Below are 17395 nucleotides of genomic sequence, written 5' to 3' on the forward strand. Positions count from 1 at the left end.
AAATCTTAAAATGTATAAATACGCTCATTCATGACACACTCATAGTGAAAGATTGTTATTAAACACTTGTTTTAAGCACAATAAATAATACGCAAAACTTAAGGATGTTATATGGCAGGCCATTCAAAATGGGCAAATATTAAACACCGTAAAGCCCGTCAGGATGCGGTAAAAGGTAAAGTATTCACTAAAATTATTCGTGAAATTGTCTCTGCTGCCAAGCAAGGTGATCCTGATCCTAATAAGAATCCGCGCCTACGTGCTGTCATTGAAAAAGCCCTATCTGTCAATATGACGCGAGACACCATCAACCGTGCAGTAGCTCGTGGTACAGGCGGTGATGACAATGACAATATGGACGAAGTAAGCTATGAAGGCTATGGCATCGGCGGCGTTGCAGTACTTGTCGAAACCTTGACTGACAATCTTAACCGAACAGTCAGTGAAGTACGCCACGCCTTTACCAAAAATGAAGGCAATCTGGGTACTACTGGCTCGGTCGCTTATCTATTTAATAAGCGCGGTGAAATCATCTTTAATGATACAAGCCTAGAAGATGAAGTCATGCTAGTGGCATTAGATGCAGGCGCGCTTGATATCGAGAATGATGGTGACAGCTTGCTCGTCATCACTGAATGGGAAAATTTCGGTCATGTTAAAGATGCGCTTAATGCTGCAGGTTTGGTCTCCGACAATGCTGAAGTGACCATGGCACCGTCTACCAGTGCTGAAATAGACAATGTCGATGATGCGCTAAAAGTCATGAAAATGATTGATATGTTAGAAGATATCGATGATGTGCAAGAGGTTTATAGTAATGTGAACTTTTCTGCTGACGTAATGACCCAACTTGAGCAATAGTTTTATCCAGCAACCCTTTATGTCTCACTCATCAAAAAGCCAAACGTTTTAAATGTTTGGCTTTTTTTGTTTAGTAATATCTGACGAACGCTTCGCTCCTACTAGGTTTTGCAAGTGACACCTTCGAGCGCTAGCAAGTATGTTTTCTTATCTAGTCCACCTGTATAACCACCAAGCTTACCATCGCTAGCAATGACACGATGACACGGAACGATAATGCTAAAAGGGTTTTTACTGTTAGCATTAGCAACCGCGCGAAATCCTTTGGGACTATCGACATTTTGTGCCAGTGTCGCATAGCTTATTGTTTCGCCATAGCCAATATCTTGTAACGCTTGCCAAACTCGTTGCTGAAACTTGGTTCCTAAGCTGATATCTAATGGCAAATCGAATGCCTGACGATCACCTTTAAAATACGATTTTAATTGCACTATAGTCTCTATGAGTAGCGCTTGGGCAGGCTCATTTTCGCTTAGGCTATCCTCATTGATAAACGTAAAGCTCTGATCGACAAGCCCATAGTGTTTCTTAAGTTTGGGAATGGATTTTGAGCTATGCCAAGAGTCACCTGCTATCAGCCAGTTGACTTCTACCAGCTTAGGGCTACTATGCTCATTGACACTCGCAATTAACGTTAGCTGGTGTGCCCCAAAAGCGGCTGTGGTGACTATCATGATACTTCCTTTCAAATGATGATATTTTCAAAAATCGTTCATCGACTAAAACAACCTATCGAGCGCTACTCTTTATCATCGGTCTCAAATAATGCGGCGACAAATTGTTTTGGACTAAAGGCACGTAAATCATCGATCGACTCACCGACACCAATATAACGAATAGGCACATCCGTCGTTTCGGCAATATTGAAGACCACGCCACCTTTTGCAGTGCCATCTAGTTTGGTAATGGTAATACCCGTTAATGGCACTACTTTGTTAAAGAGCTCTACTTGATTAATCGCATTTTGACCCGTGCCAGCATCAAGCACAATCATGCCTTCGTGCGGCGCGCTTGGATCAGCTTTACGCATGACGCGTACCACTTTTTCAAGCTCTGCCATCAGGTGGGTTTTATTCTGCAAGCGTCCAGCAGTATCAGCGATTAATACATCGATATTTTTTGCTTTGGCAGACTGCATGGCATCAAAGATAACAGAGGCGCTGTCAGAGCCATGACCTTGGGCGACGACTGGAATGTTATTACGCTCACCCCAGATTTGCAGCTGTTCAGTGGCAGCGGCACGGAACGTATCGCCAGCAGCCAGCATAACGGATTTACCTTCGCCTTGTAAGCGCTTGGCAAGTTTACCAATCGTCGTGGTTTTACCGACACCGTTGACACCCACAACTAAAATCACAAAAGGTTGTTTACTAGTATCAATGACCAATGGCGCAACTTTTGGGGTTAAAATATCAACCAATTCAGTTTGCAACGCTTTATATAATGAATGCGCATAAATCAAATCACCACGATCTGTCTGCTCGGTCAGACTTTTGATAATACGATTGGTCGCGTTGACACCGATATCGGCGACCAATAACTGATCTTCAACTTCTTCCAATAGCTCATCATCAATCTCTTTGCCACCGATCAAAATACTGACCATACCTTCGGCAAGATTTTTACGCGACTTACTTAGCCCCGTTTTCATGCGGTTAAACCAGCTGCCTTTTTTCTTGTTTTCTTGCAGCTCTGTAGATTCGATTTCTGTTTGAGTGGTCGCTTGTACCGCACTACTCGCAGGACTGACATTTGGGCTATCGCCAAGTTGCTCCTGTAATGGCATGGTTGGGGCAGTAGAAATAGTGCTAAGCTTAGTATCAATATTTTTATTATTATCGTTATCAGTTGAGGAAGCGCTTATAAAGCTCTCAGAGGCATTTTTAGACGTGCTTTGCTCTTCTGTCCTCACAATTGGCGCACCCAAAGCAATGTTTTGTGCCGCATCAGCACTTGAGACATCTTTGTTTATCGTGCTGTCTTTTTGCTGATCTTCGATGCTTTGATCATTGGGCGCTTGGATAGAGCCTGCATCTTCTTTCTCATCGATAATAGGCACAGATTGCGAAGGCAGACTGGGTAAGGTAATATCATCGTCATCTAAGTCATCAAGATTGCCATCGAGATTAATGATTACACGACTGCTATTATTGGAGTTATTCATAAGCTTGCCCTAAAAGTTATCACGGTCAGTTATTTGATTATTTTAAATGGGTTGGTATATCGTCATGTTTTTGTCATGGATCATGACCCACGACAGTCAATTTTTAGCCTAGTTTATCATAATTCGAGTTGTGCTCAGACCTTACCATCATAGCCTATCGTCAATTTTTGCAAATCTGGCAAGTCACACCACCCCTTTAGAAAGTTTCGCTTAAGATTTGGCAACAAAAATCTGACCTTACACATGCTAAACTTCGCCTACTCTACCAGAGTTTATTGTAGAACAAGCCTTATTCCAAAACTTACCAATTACTTCACTATCGCTCACTCAATCCTCATTTTTAGGAATTATCTATGCCATCACTATCTAATACTGACAAAACGTACGGTAAAAAAGCAATCAGCATCAGCGCAGCTTTATTAGTAGCAACACTGGTGCTATCTGCGACAGGCTGCAATACCACCCAAGAATTTAAGCCAACAGCCAGTGTGATGGTTGGGGCACATAAATCTTTATAAAACCTGCTATCTATCGCTAGTATTTAGAGTGATCTAACCACTGATCAATTTACAAGTTGCCATTTTATATAAGTAGAATATACCATGCCACTGCCTTTATCACCGTCGCACTTACCTGCCGCATCTCTACGTCTTGCCTGTGCCTTAGCAATAGCAACGACTCTTGCTGCTTGCCAAACCAGCACTATCAACGCCAACACATTGTCGACTGGTCAGAAGCCAGTCATTGAAAATACCTTGGGTAAAGATGAGCTAAACACAGCTAAATCAGGTCAGGACATTCAGCCCTCATCAGCATTGACCATGGATATGTCAGGTCGACACGAATATCAATTAGAAAACGGTCTAAAGGTAGTGGTAAAAGAAGACCATCGCGCACCTGTGGTAATGACTCAAATCTGGTATCGAGTTGGGTCAGCAGATGAGCCACTGGATAAAGGGGGCATCTCGCATTTGCTTGAGCATATGATGTTTAAAGGCACTACCAACGTTTCGAGCGACGACTATGAGCGCTTGATTGCTAAATTTGGCGGCGTCAATAATGCGTTTACCAGCTACGACTATACGGGCTATTACGAGCTATTCCCTGCCAACCGCTTTCCTTTAGCACTAGAGCTAGAAGCGGATCGTATGAAAAACCTACTGTTTAATGAGCAGGAATTTACCAAAGAGCACCAAGTGGTCATGGAGGAGCGCCGCCAACGCACTGATGATAATCCACTTGCCAAGGCTTATGAGTCATTTCGCTTATTGGCGCTCCCGAATAGTCCAAAAGGCGAATCCGTGATTGGTCCGATGGATGAGCTTGAATCCATTACCCTTACAGATTTAAAAGACTGGTATAAAACATGGTACGCACCAAACAATGCAACGTTAGTCGTCGTTGGCGACATTAAACCTCAAGAAGTATTGGCTCAAGTCAAACGTTACTTTGGTGAGCTAATACCAAGCGATCTACCTAAACGTCCTGCCGTCAGTCAAAAGGGCTTCCGTGGCTATCAGAAAGTCGACTCCGAGCAAGCCGTACAAGTGCCAGTATTATTAATGGGTTATAACGTACCCAGTCTCGTCACTGCTGGTGCAGCTAATGAAAAACAAGCTTATGCGCTCTCACTGGCTCAAGATGTATTAGACGGTGGTCTCTCTGCCCGCCTTGAAAGTCGATTGATACGCGAGCAAGGTCTGCTGACCACGGTGGGCACTTCATATGACTTGCTAGATCGTGGCGATGGACTGTTTTTGATACAAGCGACTCCACGTGAAGGTGTCAGCTTAGAGCAAGCACAACAAGCCATTATGGCTGAAATAGAAAAGCTCAAAACCGATCCCATCGCTGCTGATGAAATCGAGCGTGCCAAAACCAATACGGTCACAGGGCTCGTCTATGCGCAAGACAGCATGGAAGGTCAGGCGCAGATGATTGGCTCCTTACAGTCTATCGGTCTTGACGATACGCTGCTTGCTGAATTGCCCAGCAAACTCGATAGCGTGACGATTGCTGACATACAAGCTGCTAGCAAAAAGTATTTGGTAAAGGACAATTTAACAGTGATGCATGTCATACCACCTAAAAGCCAAGCAGCGACAGAGAAATAATCGTGTCGTGTTAGCTCTTTATTCGATACAAGCGCCAATCATAAAGACCTTATTTATAAGAAGAAAACCATGACTCAAAATAGTGATTTGTTGCAAAATAGAAAAAAAGCTTACAGCTCAATACCATCAGCAACCGCCACCATGCAAAAACTGTCGCATCTTAGTGTTGGCATCTTGCTAGGTCTAACAACGTTGACAGCACAAGCAAACACAACAGGTGCTGAAGAATATCGTGGCTCTGCGGCAGTGGATACGAGCGCACCGATTGCCGCATTATCAAAGCTAACCAGCCTTGACGATGATAAAACGTTAACCGTTACCATCCCAACAATTCAGCAGTTCAAAACCAAGGCAGGCGTTCCCGTACGTTTTGTACAAACGACAGCCTTACCGATTGTCGATATCGACTTGCGTTTTAACGCTGGTAGCGCCCGTGATGGCAGTATTAGTAACACAGGCTTTGGTATTGCTAATATGACTGCCACTATGTTGACGCAAGGCTCTAAACGCTTAGACGAAAATGAATTTACTCGCGCTGTCGAAACCTTGGGTATCAATCTAAATAGTAGTGCCTATAAAGACATGTTTATTGTGTCGCTACGTAGCTTATCTGATGATAAGCATCTACTTCCAGCCGTTGATTTAATGACTCAGATGCTCAGCGAACCCGCTTTTGACGACAGCATCCTAGCACGTAATAAAGCACGATTATTGGTTGGCTTGCAGCAGCAAAAACAAGATCCCAACAGCCTTGCTAGCATCGCATTTAGCGAAGCATTGTATGGCGATCATCCTTACGCCCATCCATCAGCGGGTACGCTTGAAAGCGTTCCTACTATCGAAAAGCAACAGCTGATAGATTTCAAAAACCGCTACTTAGTCGCAGCTAATGCCTCCGTTGCCATCACTGGTAATCTAACCTTAGAGCAAGCAAAAAAACTTGCGGAAGATATCACTAGCAAATTACCGAAAGGTCAGCCTGCAACTGAGCTGCCTGAACCCAAACCACTGAGCCAAGCCAAGCACATTCATATCCCCTTTCCAAGTACTCAAACCACCGTACTTATGGGACAATTGGGAGATAAGCGTGCCACCGATCCCCAGTCTCAGCAGAAGCAAACCAACTTTGCGGTTGGTAATGAGGTGCTTGCAGGCGGTGATTTTAATGCGCGACTCATGACTGAGATTAGACAAAACTTGGGCTACACTTATGGCATATCAGGCTCTATGAATCCCATGCTGGCACGAGGACCGTACCAAATCGGTTTTTCAACGCGCAATGATAAGGCGCGCGCGGCCATTGATGCCAGCTTAGCCGTTATCAATGACACTTTAGAAAAAGGTATCACCAGCACTGAGATGCGCTTAACGACGGACAATCTTAAAAATAGCTTTCCGATGGGTTTTGCGAGCAATGCGGGAATTAATGGCTTACTTGGGATGATGAATTTTTATCAACTACCAAACAGCTATCTGACTGATTATGTCAAACGTGTTGATCAAGTAAAGCTATCAGAAGTCAATCAAACCATGCAAGATACCCTTAAGCCTGATGATTTTCTGATTGTCACCGTTGGACAAGAGAATCCTTGGAAAGATAAAAAGACCAATAAATAGCCGCACAAAGAAATGCTTGGCAACACTATTTAGTATTGCCAAGCATTTCTTTATGAGTGGTAATAAATTATGAGTAGCACTGTTTATGAGTGGTAATAAAAATCGATAGTAGGTTGTCCATACAAAAAATAATGCTCTTAACCAGAAATAGTCACTGCCACGTCATACATGAAATTTTCAGGCTTATAAGTTGCACCATTATAGGTCAATCGAATCACGTGCTTGTCATAAGAGTCTACTTGATAGTCACCATTAGCAAAATCATGCAGCGCTGGCACTATCAGTAGCGCTTCAATTTGACTGTCGTTAATGCTAACCGAAATCTGCTGACCACTGCGTGGGTATAAAAAATAATCACAATGATTATTCACCATCACTTCTGCAGTACGCTCAACGACCTGACTGCCTATTTCTTCTTGTATGAGTTTTGGACAGATATCTGAGCGCTTTGAAGCCAGCCGAGCGTAAGAGTTCTTAATATTATCTTCAATATCTTCAACGTCCTGTAAGTTTCTGTCAGGATCAGTAGCAGAATCTTCAGCTGTTAGAGAGCCTTGTTCAGAAAACGTTTCTGGGCTACAAGCACTGACCAATAAAAGAGAGAGCAAGACTGAACCAAACAAAGCCATATATGTGTTATTTGATTGTAAAAACGCTTTTTTTGGCTTATCAGACTTATGTGTTTTCACCATCGTTGAATACCGCTTCTTCATAAATCCTACTTACAATAGACGCTATGTGATTTCATAAACTAAATGATCATTAACCATAGTTTTTTAATGCTAAACTATTTATCATTTAGCGCTGCCTTTCATCAGTATTATTATAGCGCTTTTACTCTAACTTAATTACCTCTGGCTCATATTTATTTGATTTTTTAATAGATCATAGATGACTTAATAACGGCACGAAGATGAGCTACTGGCATGATTAAAGCCCCATTTACGATAACCATCCGTGTCTAGATGTATCGCACCCGTAGCATATAGCCCTAAACCGAAATTATGAGATTGACCCTGATATTGCCAAAACTGGCATAAGCCATCTTGCATCGTACTGAGCCGCCATAAGTTATCTTCATACTCTGGTACCCAGATGTCGATAGCACTGGCATTCATATGCTTGCTACTATCGGCACCACCTGCACAGCCATTAAGGCCAGGACTGCGATATACCGAGCGTATTTCACTACTGATAGGTAGAATTCCTTGATGCTTCAATTCGCCATACAAACGTAATGTCGGGACGATATTTGCCCATAACTCCTGCGGTGGCAACTGATAAGGCTCATAGCCACATTTGCTCCAGCTTCGTGCTGTCGTGAGTAATTGCGACATAGGCGGTACATTGTGTACCCCTACCCGCGAATTTAGGTAGCGTTGAAAATCTGCTACTTGCCTAGCACGGTAGCTATTGCTATTCAACCACGCGTTAAAATCCATACTAATAGAATCAGTATAAGTACTATTGTAAGTATTGTTCGCAGTGCTGTAGCTGTTATTACTGTAAGTTGTATTATAAGCAGGCGCGCGCCGATTGACATTCATGCGCTTATTTTCTTCAATAGACAGACTGTCATCGAAATCAAAATCACGCTGCTTTTGAGCAATCAATCCTTGCATGCTATCGCCACTCAGCATGGTAACGCCAGAATTATAGCTTGTAGTATTCGTCGAAGGTCTGATGTGAGCGTTACTACTACTACCCTGACGTACTTGGATACGGCGCTCACTATTGTCGCTGATAATAGCGGCATGAACAGAGATGCTACTGGCACAGATGAGTAGTGCAAGCATAGGCTTGTGAATCTGCCTATAAGGATATTTTTTTGTATTGGTCATTGCAACAAGCTACCGCTAAAAACGTTTTATCGATACTATCAAATTTTCAGCAAGCAAGCTAAACTATCGCCTCTAATCAGAGGCGTGTTATTGGTAATTAACACTTATCCTTATAATTTTTATAATTATGTGACTTTATTTCTTATGTGTTACTTTATCTACGATATTTTACTTGCATAGATAGAGATATGGTGCGATTACCTTTAAATGTTGATCTGATTTGAAAATTCACTCTTACCTCAATTGCCAGACACACTTTGCCTATGTCTTCTAATCCGCAATACCGTTTTTCACGTCAGAGCCATCATTTAGGCCAAGGCCATGCACCATCGTTATGGCAGCGTATACATATCGATCCATGGTTGACCCTTCTCTTATTGACGGTTTGCTGCATTGGTTTGACAATTTTATATAGTGCTGCCGGTCAAGATGTCGGTATGGTATTACGTCAAATGGTCAGCTATGGTGTGGCCTTTACGGTTATGTTTATCATGGCACAGATACCGCCTAGCCTTTATCGCACTTTTACACCTATCTTTTATGTAATGGGATTAATTTTATTGGTATTGGTCGATATCATCGGTGAAGTACGTATGGGTGCTCAGCGCTGGATTAATTTACCAGGGTTTGGCAGTGTGCAACCCTCAGAATTTATGAAACTTGGGATGCCAATGATGTGTGCTTGGTTTTTATCCAAGCGTGATCTACCGCCCTCTCTATCTAGCATTGTCATTACCTTAGCCTTAATCATCGTCCCTGTATTATTAATTGCAAAAGAGCCTGATCTTGGGACGTCGCTATTGGTGGCAGCCAGTGGCATCTTTGTGCTTTTTTTGGCAGGGTTGTCTTGGCGATTGATTTCAGCTGCCGCCATATTAGCGATACCGCTTATTGCGATTGCTTGGAATTTTCTATTACATGATTATCAGCGTACCCGTGTCTTAACACTGCTCAATCCAGAAGCCGATGTACAAGGGGCTGGGTGGAATATCATTCAGTCAAAAACCGCTATCGGTGCGGGTGGGCTCACTGGTAAGGGCTATTTAGAGGGCACGCAGTCGCATTTACATTTTTTACCAGAAGGTCATACTGATTTTATTATCGCGGCTTTTTCAGAAGAGTTTGGCTTGTTGGGCGTGATTTTATTAATGTTCATTTATTCCTGTTTACTCCTGCGCGCCTTATACATCGCTTTCACCCATCCTGATGTATACAGTAGATTACTAGCGGGTGCAATTGCCATGTCTTTCTTTGTTTATGTATTCGTTAATGTGGGTATGGTTGGTGGTATTTTACCCGTCGTTGGCGTTCCTCTGCCCTTCATTAGCTATGGCGGTACTGCGATCGTCACTTTGATGGCAGGATTTGGACTACTTATGTCCATTCACACTCACAAGCCCAGTTGATGCACAGTTACCAGTGATTCTCTAATGAACATTCTAACTTTATCTTAATGCTATTCATGTTAAAAATCAAAAGACACAGGCTATATAAAAGTCGTAAGGCAAATAAACCAGCCAATTAAAGCCTTTATCTAAATCATTGTCACATGCAAGATGGTTGAAAATAAATGTAAATCAACAACAAATTAAGGGTTTCTAACAAATTTTATTGTTTCATCATTTTATGGCAAGTCCTATAACTTGCCATAAAAATCCTCCTATCTACTTTTAATAATAAATACAAGCCATTGATTTAATTAAAGTAATTAAAAATACCCTCATATTTCCTCTCATTAAAACACTTCGTTGCCAATTGGTACTGATAGATTTTACTCCTTGTTTTTTACAAATAATTGCGTTAACCTCGTTTAACTGTACTTTGATACATAACCCGTACATAGCTACTAATAAACTTTGCATTTAATTATATTTTGGTTGTAGCTCGTACGTATAGTTAGCGAATTGTAGATTCCAAGCTTTCAAATACACTACTTAATTAACGGTTTAATAACAAAGACACACGCAATGCCTTCTAAACCCTTTATTAATTTAGCAATGTTAGAAAGTTTGTAAATAGCACATATAGCGAACTCGGTACTCAACCTTTGTATTCGGATTGGGTGTTCTACTAATATCGTTAGCTGTCATTTGAGCGTTTCATAAGTATCTTTGGTCGTATTATCCTGACCCACTTATGATAATAAAATGAAAAATTACCATACCTTAAAATCTATAAAAGCCATGTTTAGTATCAATAATTATATGAAAAAATATTGATGATGCGGCTTTAGAGTTTGTGACGCTGTTAGATTGGTCTAACATTGCCACGCTCAGTCTAGAACTATTAGAGTTAGATTTTAAAGTATAAGTTATAGAGGTATCTATGAATAAGCGTTTATCTGGTTTACTTACCATGTCAGCAGTATTGTTTGCTGGCTCCGCAGTTGCTACTAATGCAAATGCTGTAGAAGCAAAAACCTCTCTTGCGATGATTTCACAAGATAACGCCTCCCATATCGATCGTGTACTTGGTGAGCTTAGCCGTCAACATGATGGCGCATCAAGTTTGGTGAAGTCAGCACGCCAACCAACTTCATTGGCACTTAGCAGCTCGCTGTTAGCCAGTGACACCTCTCAACTGACCAATGATGAAGATGTATTAGAGCGTCTGACAGCCGTAGCCTCTAACTCGGTCAGTAAATTTAAGCAAACAGGCCTAGCCTCTTGGTATGGTCGTAAATTCCATGGTCGTAAAACAGCCAGTGGTGAAACATTCGATATGAATGGTTTGACAGCGGCGCATCGTTCACTGCCATTGAATTGCTATGTTAAAGTCACGAATAAGACCAACGGTAAAAGCGTCGTGGTAAAAGTGAATGATCGTGGTCCATTCCATGGTAACCGTGTGCTAGATTTGTCTTATGGTGCTGCCAAAAAACTCGGTATTACAGGTAAAGGTGTTGGTAATGTTGCTATTGAGCGCGTTTCAGGACCATAATTCTAAAAAAACAGTCTATTTGCATTAAACCATAAAAAAAACCATAAAAAGCGCCTAACACATTAGTGATTAGGCGCTTTTTTGTGGTTTCAGTTTATTGTATCCATTAAGCTACAGATAAAGCTGTAGCGCTTAGCAATGACTTATAAAACAACCATAATCAAAATGATTAACCCTTACACCTTATAGTTCAAATGCACTCTCAATGGCATCATCGAGACGTTCAACGGCAATCACATTGATGCCTTTAAATTGAGGAGCATCCTTAGCAGGCGCATTGGCTTTTGGAATAATAGCATGCTTAAACCCATGTTTCATCGCTTCCTTTAAACGTTCTTGACCGTTCGGTACAGGGCGAATTTCACCCGACAATCCCACTTCACCAAATACGGCCAATGACGATGGCAAGGCTTTTTCTTTAATACTTGAGGCACAAGCCAACAATACCGCCAAGTCAGACCCCGTCTCTATAACCTTGACACCACCGACGACGTTGACATACACATCTTGTCCGCTAGTATGAATACCGCCGTGACGATGCATGACGGCCAGCAGCATAGACAGACGCTGAAAATCCAATCCTAATGCCATTCGTCTAGGTGATCCTTGCGAATCATCGACTAAAGCTTGTACCTCCACCAACAAGGGTCGTGTGCCTTCGCGGCTGACCATGACGACAGATCCAGCAACAGGTTTGTCATAGCGGCTCAAAAATATCGCTGATGGATTGGCGACCTCTTTCAGTCCCATATCTGTCATACCGAAAATACCTAATTCGTTGACGGCACCGAAGCGGTTTTTGACGGCACGAATCATCCGAAAACGTGAGTCTGATTGACCTTCAAAATATAAGACCGTATCAACCATGTGTTCAAGAACGCGCGGCCCTGCGAGCGTGCCTTCCTTGGTTACATGACCCACTAAAAATAGCGCGGTGCCAGTCTGTTTGGCGTAGCGGGTCAAGATAGCCGCAGACTCTCGAATTTGACTGACGCCGCCAGGTGCAGAATTGATTGCATCCGTATAAATGGTTTGAATAGAGTCAATAATAGCGATGGCGGGCTGCTCTTGAGTCAAGGCGGCACAAATAGTCTCTACATTGGTTTCGGCCAGTACGCGTAATCTATCGGCCGGTAAATCTAAGCGCCTAGCGCGCATAGCAACCTGTGCCAATGATTCTTCACCAGTCACATACAAGGCGCTACCTGCTAACGAGTCTGCACGTGCCATATTAGTCGCAGTTTGCAGCAAAATCGTCGATTTACCGATACCAGGATCACCGCCGATTAAAACGACTGAACCAGCAACCAATCCTCCACCAAGTACACGATCAAACTCACTAATACCAGTTGGTAAGCGTGTGTCTAGCGTTACGCTCACAGCATTAAGCGGCATGACCGCACTATGCGTACCCGAATAATTTCCTGCTGGTGCACCACCTGATTCACGAGAGGCTGATCGATTTGCTGCTGGTTTAGAAACGTTTTTATTGTGATGCGGCATGCTGACATTTGGTGCTTCGACCAAGCTATTCCATTCACCGCAATCGGTACATTGCCCTGCCCACTTGCCAAAATGCGCGCCGCAATGCTGACAGACATAACTGCTCTTATTTTTTGCCATAACGTATGAACCTTATTCAAGTGTCCAATCAAGATTAATTGATAAAATATCGTGACGCTCTGATAAACGTTAATTTGAGAATGATTTTTGAGATAAATTAGCCATCAGTATGATGGACTAGATCTTATAGAAGAGGTGATGCTAAATGTGATGAATAGCTAGATATAGGAAAATTAGCAAGCGCTGTCTTGAGCACTTAATGGAAATTATAAATCTAACAGACAGCGTAAATATTAGTGCGAAAAACACGTTGAGATATTAGGGGTGTATTGAACATTTAAAAATACGCAGAGCTAATCGATGCGCATTTAGCAAAAAAATGTATTCGAGACAAGTACAATGTTCAACACATCCTCATTTATACGTGAAAGTCTTTACCCAAATAAACAGCTTTCACCAATTCATTTTCTAATACTTCACTAGAAGTACCCTCAGCGATAATAGCACCTTCTGAGACGATATAAGCTTTCTCACAAATAGCCAAGGTATCGCGAACGTTATGATCAGTAATCAAAACACCAATACCACGATTTTTAAGGGTCAAAATAACGTCTTTGATATCACCAACAGAGATAGGATCCACGCCTGCAAATGGCTCATCTAATAAAATGAACTTTGGGTCAGCCGCCAATGCACGGGCAATTTCACAGCGACGACGCTCACCACCTGATACGCTCATGCCTAATGATTTTCGTACATGCTCTAGATGAAATTCACCGATTAGTTTTTCCAGCTCTTGCTTTTGCTCGCTTTTATTCAATTCTTTGCGAGTTTCTAAAATAGCTAAGATGTTGTCTTCGATAGACAATTTGCGAAAAATAGATGCTTCTTGTGGTAAGTAACCAATTCCTGCACGCGCACGCTCATGCATGGCATATTTAGACAGATCCATTTTTCCTAAAGTGACACGGCCTTTATCCATATTGACCAACCCTACCACCATATAAAAGCTGGTGGTCTTCCCTGCACCATTTGGACCTAGTAAACCAACGACCTGCCCTTGTTCTACGGAGAAAGAGACATCTTTCACAACCCAGCGCTTACCATAGCGTTTGCCTAGATTTTGCATTGATAGTCGCGTCGCAGGTGCTGCGTTGTTGTTGGTTGCCAAAGGGTTTGTATTCTTATTATCACTCATAACTTACTCATACGGTTGCAGAATTCAAGCACTGATACACTAAGGGGTGTTGATACAGTTACATTAACCATTCAGCTTTTTAGCGGATGCTACTTTGGCTACCATTACTACTGGGCGGGAAGACCAACTCTACGCGCTGATTACCGCCAGCAGTTGCTTCAACATCACCAGCTTTTAGGCTATAACGAATGACATTACCCGCAAAACTTGCGCCATTTTGAACCAACTTAGCATTACCCGTCAAAGTAACAATACCCGTAACCGCATTATAATCAATCTTATTGGCTTGACCTTTTGCCAGCCCTTTCTCTTGTGTGACTACCTGTTGCATGGTTGCAGGGCGTCCGGTCGCTACTGCCGAGTTGATACTGCGACCCTGTGATAGGTTAACCGTAATGTTATCAGCGGTCATTTTAAACGTACCTTGAGTGATAATGACACTACCTGAATAGCTGGTAACGCCTGTACGCTCACTATAGGTCGCTTTATCAGCCAATAGTTTGATTTCTTGATTGGCATCTGATGGCAGCGCATGACTGTAAAGTGGCAGTGCCAACAGCATAACCGTTGGCAGCACATGTAATTGACGCAAGCGGCACGATGTTAGATTGAAGCGTGCTAATGATGAGCGCAAAGTAGGCAAAAATTTAGATGTCATAAAAATCACTCGTTTTATAATGGGTAGTAGGATTTGCAAACTTTATGCTAGCTGCTATTTTTATTACATAGTCAATAAGAGTTACTGCGATCAAAACAGTGCTTTATCTTGGCGTTCAGCTGGAATAAAAGCGACAGCCACTTGACCAAACTCATATTCACCGGTCTCAAGATTGGCGGTCATGCTAGAAGCTTCAAACCGATTCATGCCTTGTTCAATCTTAACAGGCGCGTCACTATATACTTGCCCTGATTTAGTATTGCCTTTAAGGATACTACCTGTCACCTTTATCGGTTCAATATCTGGCGCGTCTTTATTGCCTTCACTGACCAGTGAAAAGCCCCCTGACAAGCTGAGTTCACCCGTCTGCTGACTGATAGCAGCACTACCCGCTTCAATACGATAACGCTGCTCTGCCGATGGCTCCCAATTCATAGTGATGCCTGACATCTCGTCTAAATTGGTCTCTGGATTGTGCGTCAATGTTTTGGCAGTCAGCTCATACTCAGTTTCGCCTTTCTCATTAGTTTGTAACGCTTTGATATCTGTTGCTTCATAATCAACATCGGTCGCTTCCATGCTAACTGGCGGCGCTATCTCTCCTTGCTGTTGAAAAAACCAACCTGCAATACCAGCAATAATCAAAGCAAGAACTATTAAAACACGAGTATTCACGACAAATTATCCTGAGTTTTTGCTGCATCAAGCGTATAGTGCGCGATGAAGTCTTGATAGTGTCCATGACCTTTCAAAATGAGGTCACATACTTCACGTACAGCGCCAGTGCCACCTGCTCGGGTGGTGACCATATCACTGCGATTGATGACTTCAGCATGCGCATTGGGTACTGTTGCAGCAAATCCAGCGGTCTGCATTGCTTTAATGTCTGGTAAATCATCGCCCATATAAGCGCAATCAGCAGCCGTGATATTGAGCGCTGGATCAATTATGGTTAGTAGCTCATTTAAAGCAACCAGCTTATCATCACGACCTTGCACCACATAATTAACGCCCATTTCCGTGGCGCGCTTATCTACCATGGCACTGCTACGACCTGTAATAATAGCCGTCAAAATGCCATAACGTGCTAACGACTTAACGCCTACGCCATCATGGACAGAAAAGGCCTTGGTCTCGATACCATTGGCATCATAGATAATTTGACCATTTGATAAAATACCATCGACATCCATTATCAACAGCTTTACTTGTCCGGCTTTTTTGATTAAGTCTTGCATCATGTCCCTCTTTCTTAAGGCTATTTTTTACATTTTATTGTTATAAATCGATACTGTGCGAATCTATACTGTACAAACTGATATCTTTATTAATTCTATTTATTTTACACCAGCTTGTAGCAAATCATGTACCGTAATAATTGCTTCTAAACGATCTTGGTCGTCAATAATTAGCAACTGGCTAATACCATTTTCATTCATCACACTGAGCGCGTCTGATGCGCGCATGGTCTTGCTAATGCGCCGTGGATTACTAACCATTACTTCACCCATCGGCGTTTGCAAATCGATGCCTTTTTCTAGACCACGGCGTAGGTCACCATCTGTGAATACCCCAACCACCTTATCATTATCATCGGTCACCACCGTCATTCCTAAGCGCCCAGCAGACATAGTAAAAAGCGCTTCTTGCAGTGGCGCTTGCTGATGAATGAGCGGCAAATCTTCTGACTTAGTATGCATTAAATCTTCAACTCGCGTTAGCAGCTGACGACCTAATGCGCCTGCTGGATGCGATAATGCGAAATCTTCTGAGGTAAAGTTGCGCGCATGGACTAAGGCAACGGCCAATGCATCGCCAAGCGCTAAGGTCGCCGTGGTACTGGAAGTAGGAGCAAGATTAAGTGGACAAGCCTCTTGCGATTTACCGAGCGTCAATACAATGTTCGCGGCACGAGGCAACATACCACGCTTATCACGGCTAATACTAATCAGTGGAATATTTAGGTGTTTGACCACTGGCAGCAGCATCTTAATCTCATCGGACTCACCAGAGTTAGAGATAGCAAGCAATACATCACCTTTTACCAACATGCCTAAATCGCCATGCCCAGCTTCACCAGGATGCATAAAAAAGGCTGGCGTGCCAGTAGAGGCAAACGTCGCCGCTATTTTACGCCCAATCAATCCTGACTTACCCATACCAGTGACCACGACTCGACCCTTACAAGCCAAAATAATATCGCATGCTTGTGCAAACCTATCGTCTATCTGCTCTGTTAGTAAAGCCAATGCCGATATCTCAGTGTTAATCGCTTCGATGGCCTTACTAATAAACTGCTCATGGGTTAGATTGATTTGGGTATTACTCATGGATTCGCTCGATTTTATAATGAATCAATACTGTATTTTACTATACTATGCCCAATATTAATAATAATCTACGAAACCAATCGCTAACAACTCGGCACGTCATTTTAGA

Annotated in this window: 15 protein-coding genes and 1 pseudogene; 6 read left to right on the top strand and 10 right to left on the bottom strand. The window is 42.6% G+C overall.

Features of this window, described 5'->3' with window-relative positions; translation table 11 throughout:
* The first annotated feature begins 111 nt into the window (after window positions 1–111).
* Window positions 112–861 (top strand): YebC/PmpR family DNA-binding transcriptional regulator, encoded by a 750-nt coding sequence (locus JMX82_RS04790; protein ID WP_060491175.1) that lies wholly within the window; start codon window positions 112–114, stop codon window positions 859–861.
* 101 nt (window positions 862–962) lie between these two features.
* Here the strand turns inward: JMX82_RS04790 and JMX82_RS04795 are convergent, their stop codons facing one another.
* Together JMX82_RS04795 and ftsY are read right to left on the bottom strand one after the other, a co-directional pair.
* Complete coding sequence (locus JMX82_RS04795) at window positions 963–1535, bottom strand: methylated-DNA--[protein]-cysteine S-methyltransferase (protein WP_201539682.1); 573 nt, start codon at window positions 1533–1535, stop codon at window positions 963–965.
* 65 nt (window positions 1536–1600) lie between these two features.
* Window positions 1601–2512 carry a signal recognition particle-docking protein FtsY gene (ftsY, locus tag JMX82_RS04800; protein ID WP_265089308.1) on the bottom strand — a complete coding sequence of 304 codons (912 nt, stop codon included), beginning with the start codon at window positions 2510–2512 and terminating at the stop codon, window positions 1601–1603.
* Window positions 2513–3378: 866 nt separating this feature from the next.
* Between ftsY and JMX82_RS04805 the strand changes: the two genes are divergently transcribed.
* The 3 genes from JMX82_RS04805 (at window position 3379) to JMX82_RS04815 (ending at window position 6756) form a co-directional block, all read left to right on the top strand.
* Window positions 3379–3543: a hypothetical protein gene (locus JMX82_RS04805; RefSeq protein ID WP_157908393.1), complete on the top strand. Its 165-nt coding sequence runs from the start codon at window positions 3379–3381 to the stop codon at window positions 3541–3543.
* A gap of 84 nt (window positions 3544–3627) precedes the next feature.
* The gene (locus JMX82_RS04810) at window positions 3628–5139 is read left to right on the top strand and encodes a M16 family metallopeptidase (RefSeq protein ID WP_201539684.1); all 1512 of its coding nucleotides are present in this window, start codon (window positions 3628–3630) and stop codon (window positions 5137–5139) included.
* Window positions 5140–5208: 69 nt separating this feature from the next.
* Entirely contained in the window at window positions 5209–6756 is a 1548-nt protein-coding gene (locus JMX82_RS04815; RefSeq protein WP_201539685.1) for a M16 family metallopeptidase, read from the top strand.
* A 137-nt stretch (window positions 6757–6893) separates the two neighbouring features.
* Here JMX82_RS04815 and JMX82_RS04820 read toward each other — a convergent pair whose 3' ends face one another.
* Complete coding sequence (locus JMX82_RS04820; RefSeq protein ID WP_201539686.1) at window positions 6894–7469, bottom strand: hypothetical protein; 576 nt, start codon at window positions 7467–7469, stop codon at window positions 6894–6896.
* 183 nt (window positions 7470–7652) lie between these two features.
* Window positions 7653–8597: a D-Ala-D-Ala carboxypeptidase family metallohydrolase gene (locus tag JMX82_RS04825; RefSeq protein ID WP_201539687.1), complete on the bottom strand. Its 945-nt coding sequence runs from the start codon at window positions 8595–8597 to the stop codon at window positions 7653–7655.
* A gap of 263 nt (window positions 8598–8860) precedes the next feature.
* Between JMX82_RS04825 and rodA the strand changes: the two genes are divergently transcribed.
* Both rodA and JMX82_RS14450 read left to right on the top strand, forming a co-directional pair.
* Entirely contained in the window at window positions 8861–10003 is a 1143-nt protein-coding gene (gene rodA, locus JMX82_RS04830; protein ID WP_055124925.1) for a rod shape-determining protein RodA, read from the top strand.
* Window positions 10004–11195: 1192 nt separating this feature from the next.
* A pseudogene (locus tag JMX82_RS14450) lies at window positions 11196–11537 on the top strand (septal ring lytic transglycosylase RlpA family protein); the annotation flags it as partial.
* A 183-nt stretch (window positions 11538–11720) separates the two neighbouring features.
* Here JMX82_RS14450 and radA read toward each other — a convergent pair.
* The 6 genes from radA to JMX82_RS04865 form a co-directional block, all read right to left on the bottom strand.
* Window positions 11721–13160 (bottom strand): DNA repair protein RadA, encoded by a 1440-nt coding sequence (gene radA, locus JMX82_RS04840; protein ID WP_201539688.1) that lies wholly within the window; start codon window positions 13158–13160, stop codon window positions 11721–11723.
* 358 nt (window positions 13161–13518) lie between these two features.
* Window positions 13519–14298: an LPS export ABC transporter ATP-binding protein gene (gene lptB, locus JMX82_RS04845; protein ID WP_045452843.1), complete on the bottom strand. Its 780-nt coding sequence runs from the start codon at window positions 14296–14298 to the stop codon at window positions 13519–13521.
* A gap of 79 nt (window positions 14299–14377) precedes the next feature.
* On the bottom strand, window positions 14378–14956 hold the full coding sequence (lptA, locus tag JMX82_RS04850) for a lipopolysaccharide transport periplasmic protein LptA (protein ID WP_045452840.1): 579 nt from the start codon (window positions 14954–14956) through the stop codon (window positions 14378–14380).
* 90 nt (window positions 14957–15046) lie between these two features.
* The gene (gene lptC / locus JMX82_RS04855; RefSeq protein WP_201539689.1) at window positions 15047–15631 is read right to left on the bottom strand and encodes an LPS export ABC transporter periplasmic protein LptC; all 585 of its coding nucleotides are present in this window, start codon (window positions 15629–15631) and stop codon (window positions 15047–15049) included.
* Entirely contained in the window at window positions 15628–16194 is a 567-nt protein-coding gene (locus tag JMX82_RS04860; RefSeq protein WP_201539749.1) for a KdsC family phosphatase, read from the bottom strand. The genes lptC and JMX82_RS04860 overlap by 4 nt, the downstream gene beginning before the upstream one ends.
* Window positions 16195–16293: 99 nt before the next feature.
* Window positions 16294–17286, bottom strand: coding sequence for a KpsF/GutQ family sugar-phosphate isomerase (locus tag JMX82_RS04865; RefSeq protein WP_055124929.1), 993 nt, complete (start codon window positions 17284–17286; stop codon window positions 16294–16296).
* Window positions 17287–17395 lie beyond the last annotated feature (109 nt).

Origin of the sequence: Psychrobacter sp. 1044, assembly GCF_904846525.1 — a bacterium.
Taxonomy (GTDB): Bacteria; Pseudomonadota; Gammaproteobacteria; order Pseudomonadales; family Moraxellaceae; genus Psychrobacter.

Excerpts from the sequence above, each read along its gene's own strand:
- JMX82_RS04825 (WP_201539687.1), bottom strand. The coding sequence starts at position 8,597 with ATGACCAATACAAAAAAATATCCTTATAGGCAGATTCACAAGCCTATG.
- lptA (WP_045452840.1), bottom strand. The coding sequence starts at position 14,956 with ATGACATCTAAATTTTTGCCTACTTTGCGCTCATCATTAGCACGCTTC.
- JMX82_RS04820 (WP_201539686.1), bottom strand. The coding sequence starts at position 7,469 with ATGAAGAAGCGGTATTCAACGATGGTGAAAACACATAAGTCTGATAAG.
- JMX82_RS04865 (WP_055124929.1), bottom strand. The coding sequence starts at position 17,286 with ATGAGTAATACCCAAATCAATCTAACCCATGAGCAGTTTATTAGTAAG.
- JMX82_RS04805 (WP_157908393.1), top strand. The coding sequence starts at position 3,379 with ATGCCATCACTATCTAATACTGACAAAACGTACGGTAAAAAAGCAATC.
- JMX82_RS04810 (WP_201539684.1), top strand. The coding sequence starts at position 3,628 with ATGCCACTGCCTTTATCACCGTCGCACTTACCTGCCGCATCTCTACGT.
- JMX82_RS04790 (WP_060491175.1), top strand. The coding sequence starts at position 112 with ATGGCAGGCCATTCAAAATGGGCAAATATTAAACACCGTAAAGCCCGT.
- lptB (WP_045452843.1), bottom strand. The coding sequence starts at position 14,298 with ATGAGTGATAATAAGAATACAAACCCTTTGGCAACCAACAACAACGCA.
- JMX82_RS04795 (WP_201539682.1), bottom strand. The coding sequence starts at position 1,535 with ATGATAGTCACCACAGCCGCTTTTGGGGCACACCAGCTAACGTTAATT.
- JMX82_RS04815 (WP_201539685.1), top strand. The coding sequence starts at position 5,209 with ATGACTCAAAATAGTGATTTGTTGCAAAATAGAAAAAAAGCTTACAGC.
- ftsY (WP_265089308.1), bottom strand. The coding sequence starts at position 2,512 with ATGAAAACGGGGCTAAGTAAGTCGCGTAAAAATCTTGCCGAAGGTATG.
- rodA (WP_055124925.1), top strand. The coding sequence starts at position 8,861 with ATGTCTTCTAATCCGCAATACCGTTTTTCACGTCAGAGCCATCATTTA.
- radA (WP_201539688.1), bottom strand. The coding sequence starts at position 13,160 with ATGGCAAAAAATAAGAGCAGTTATGTCTGTCAGCATTGCGGCGCGCAT.
- JMX82_RS04860 (WP_201539749.1), bottom strand. The coding sequence starts at position 16,194 with ATGCAAGACTTAATCAAAAAAGCCGGACAAGTAAAGCTGTTGATAATG.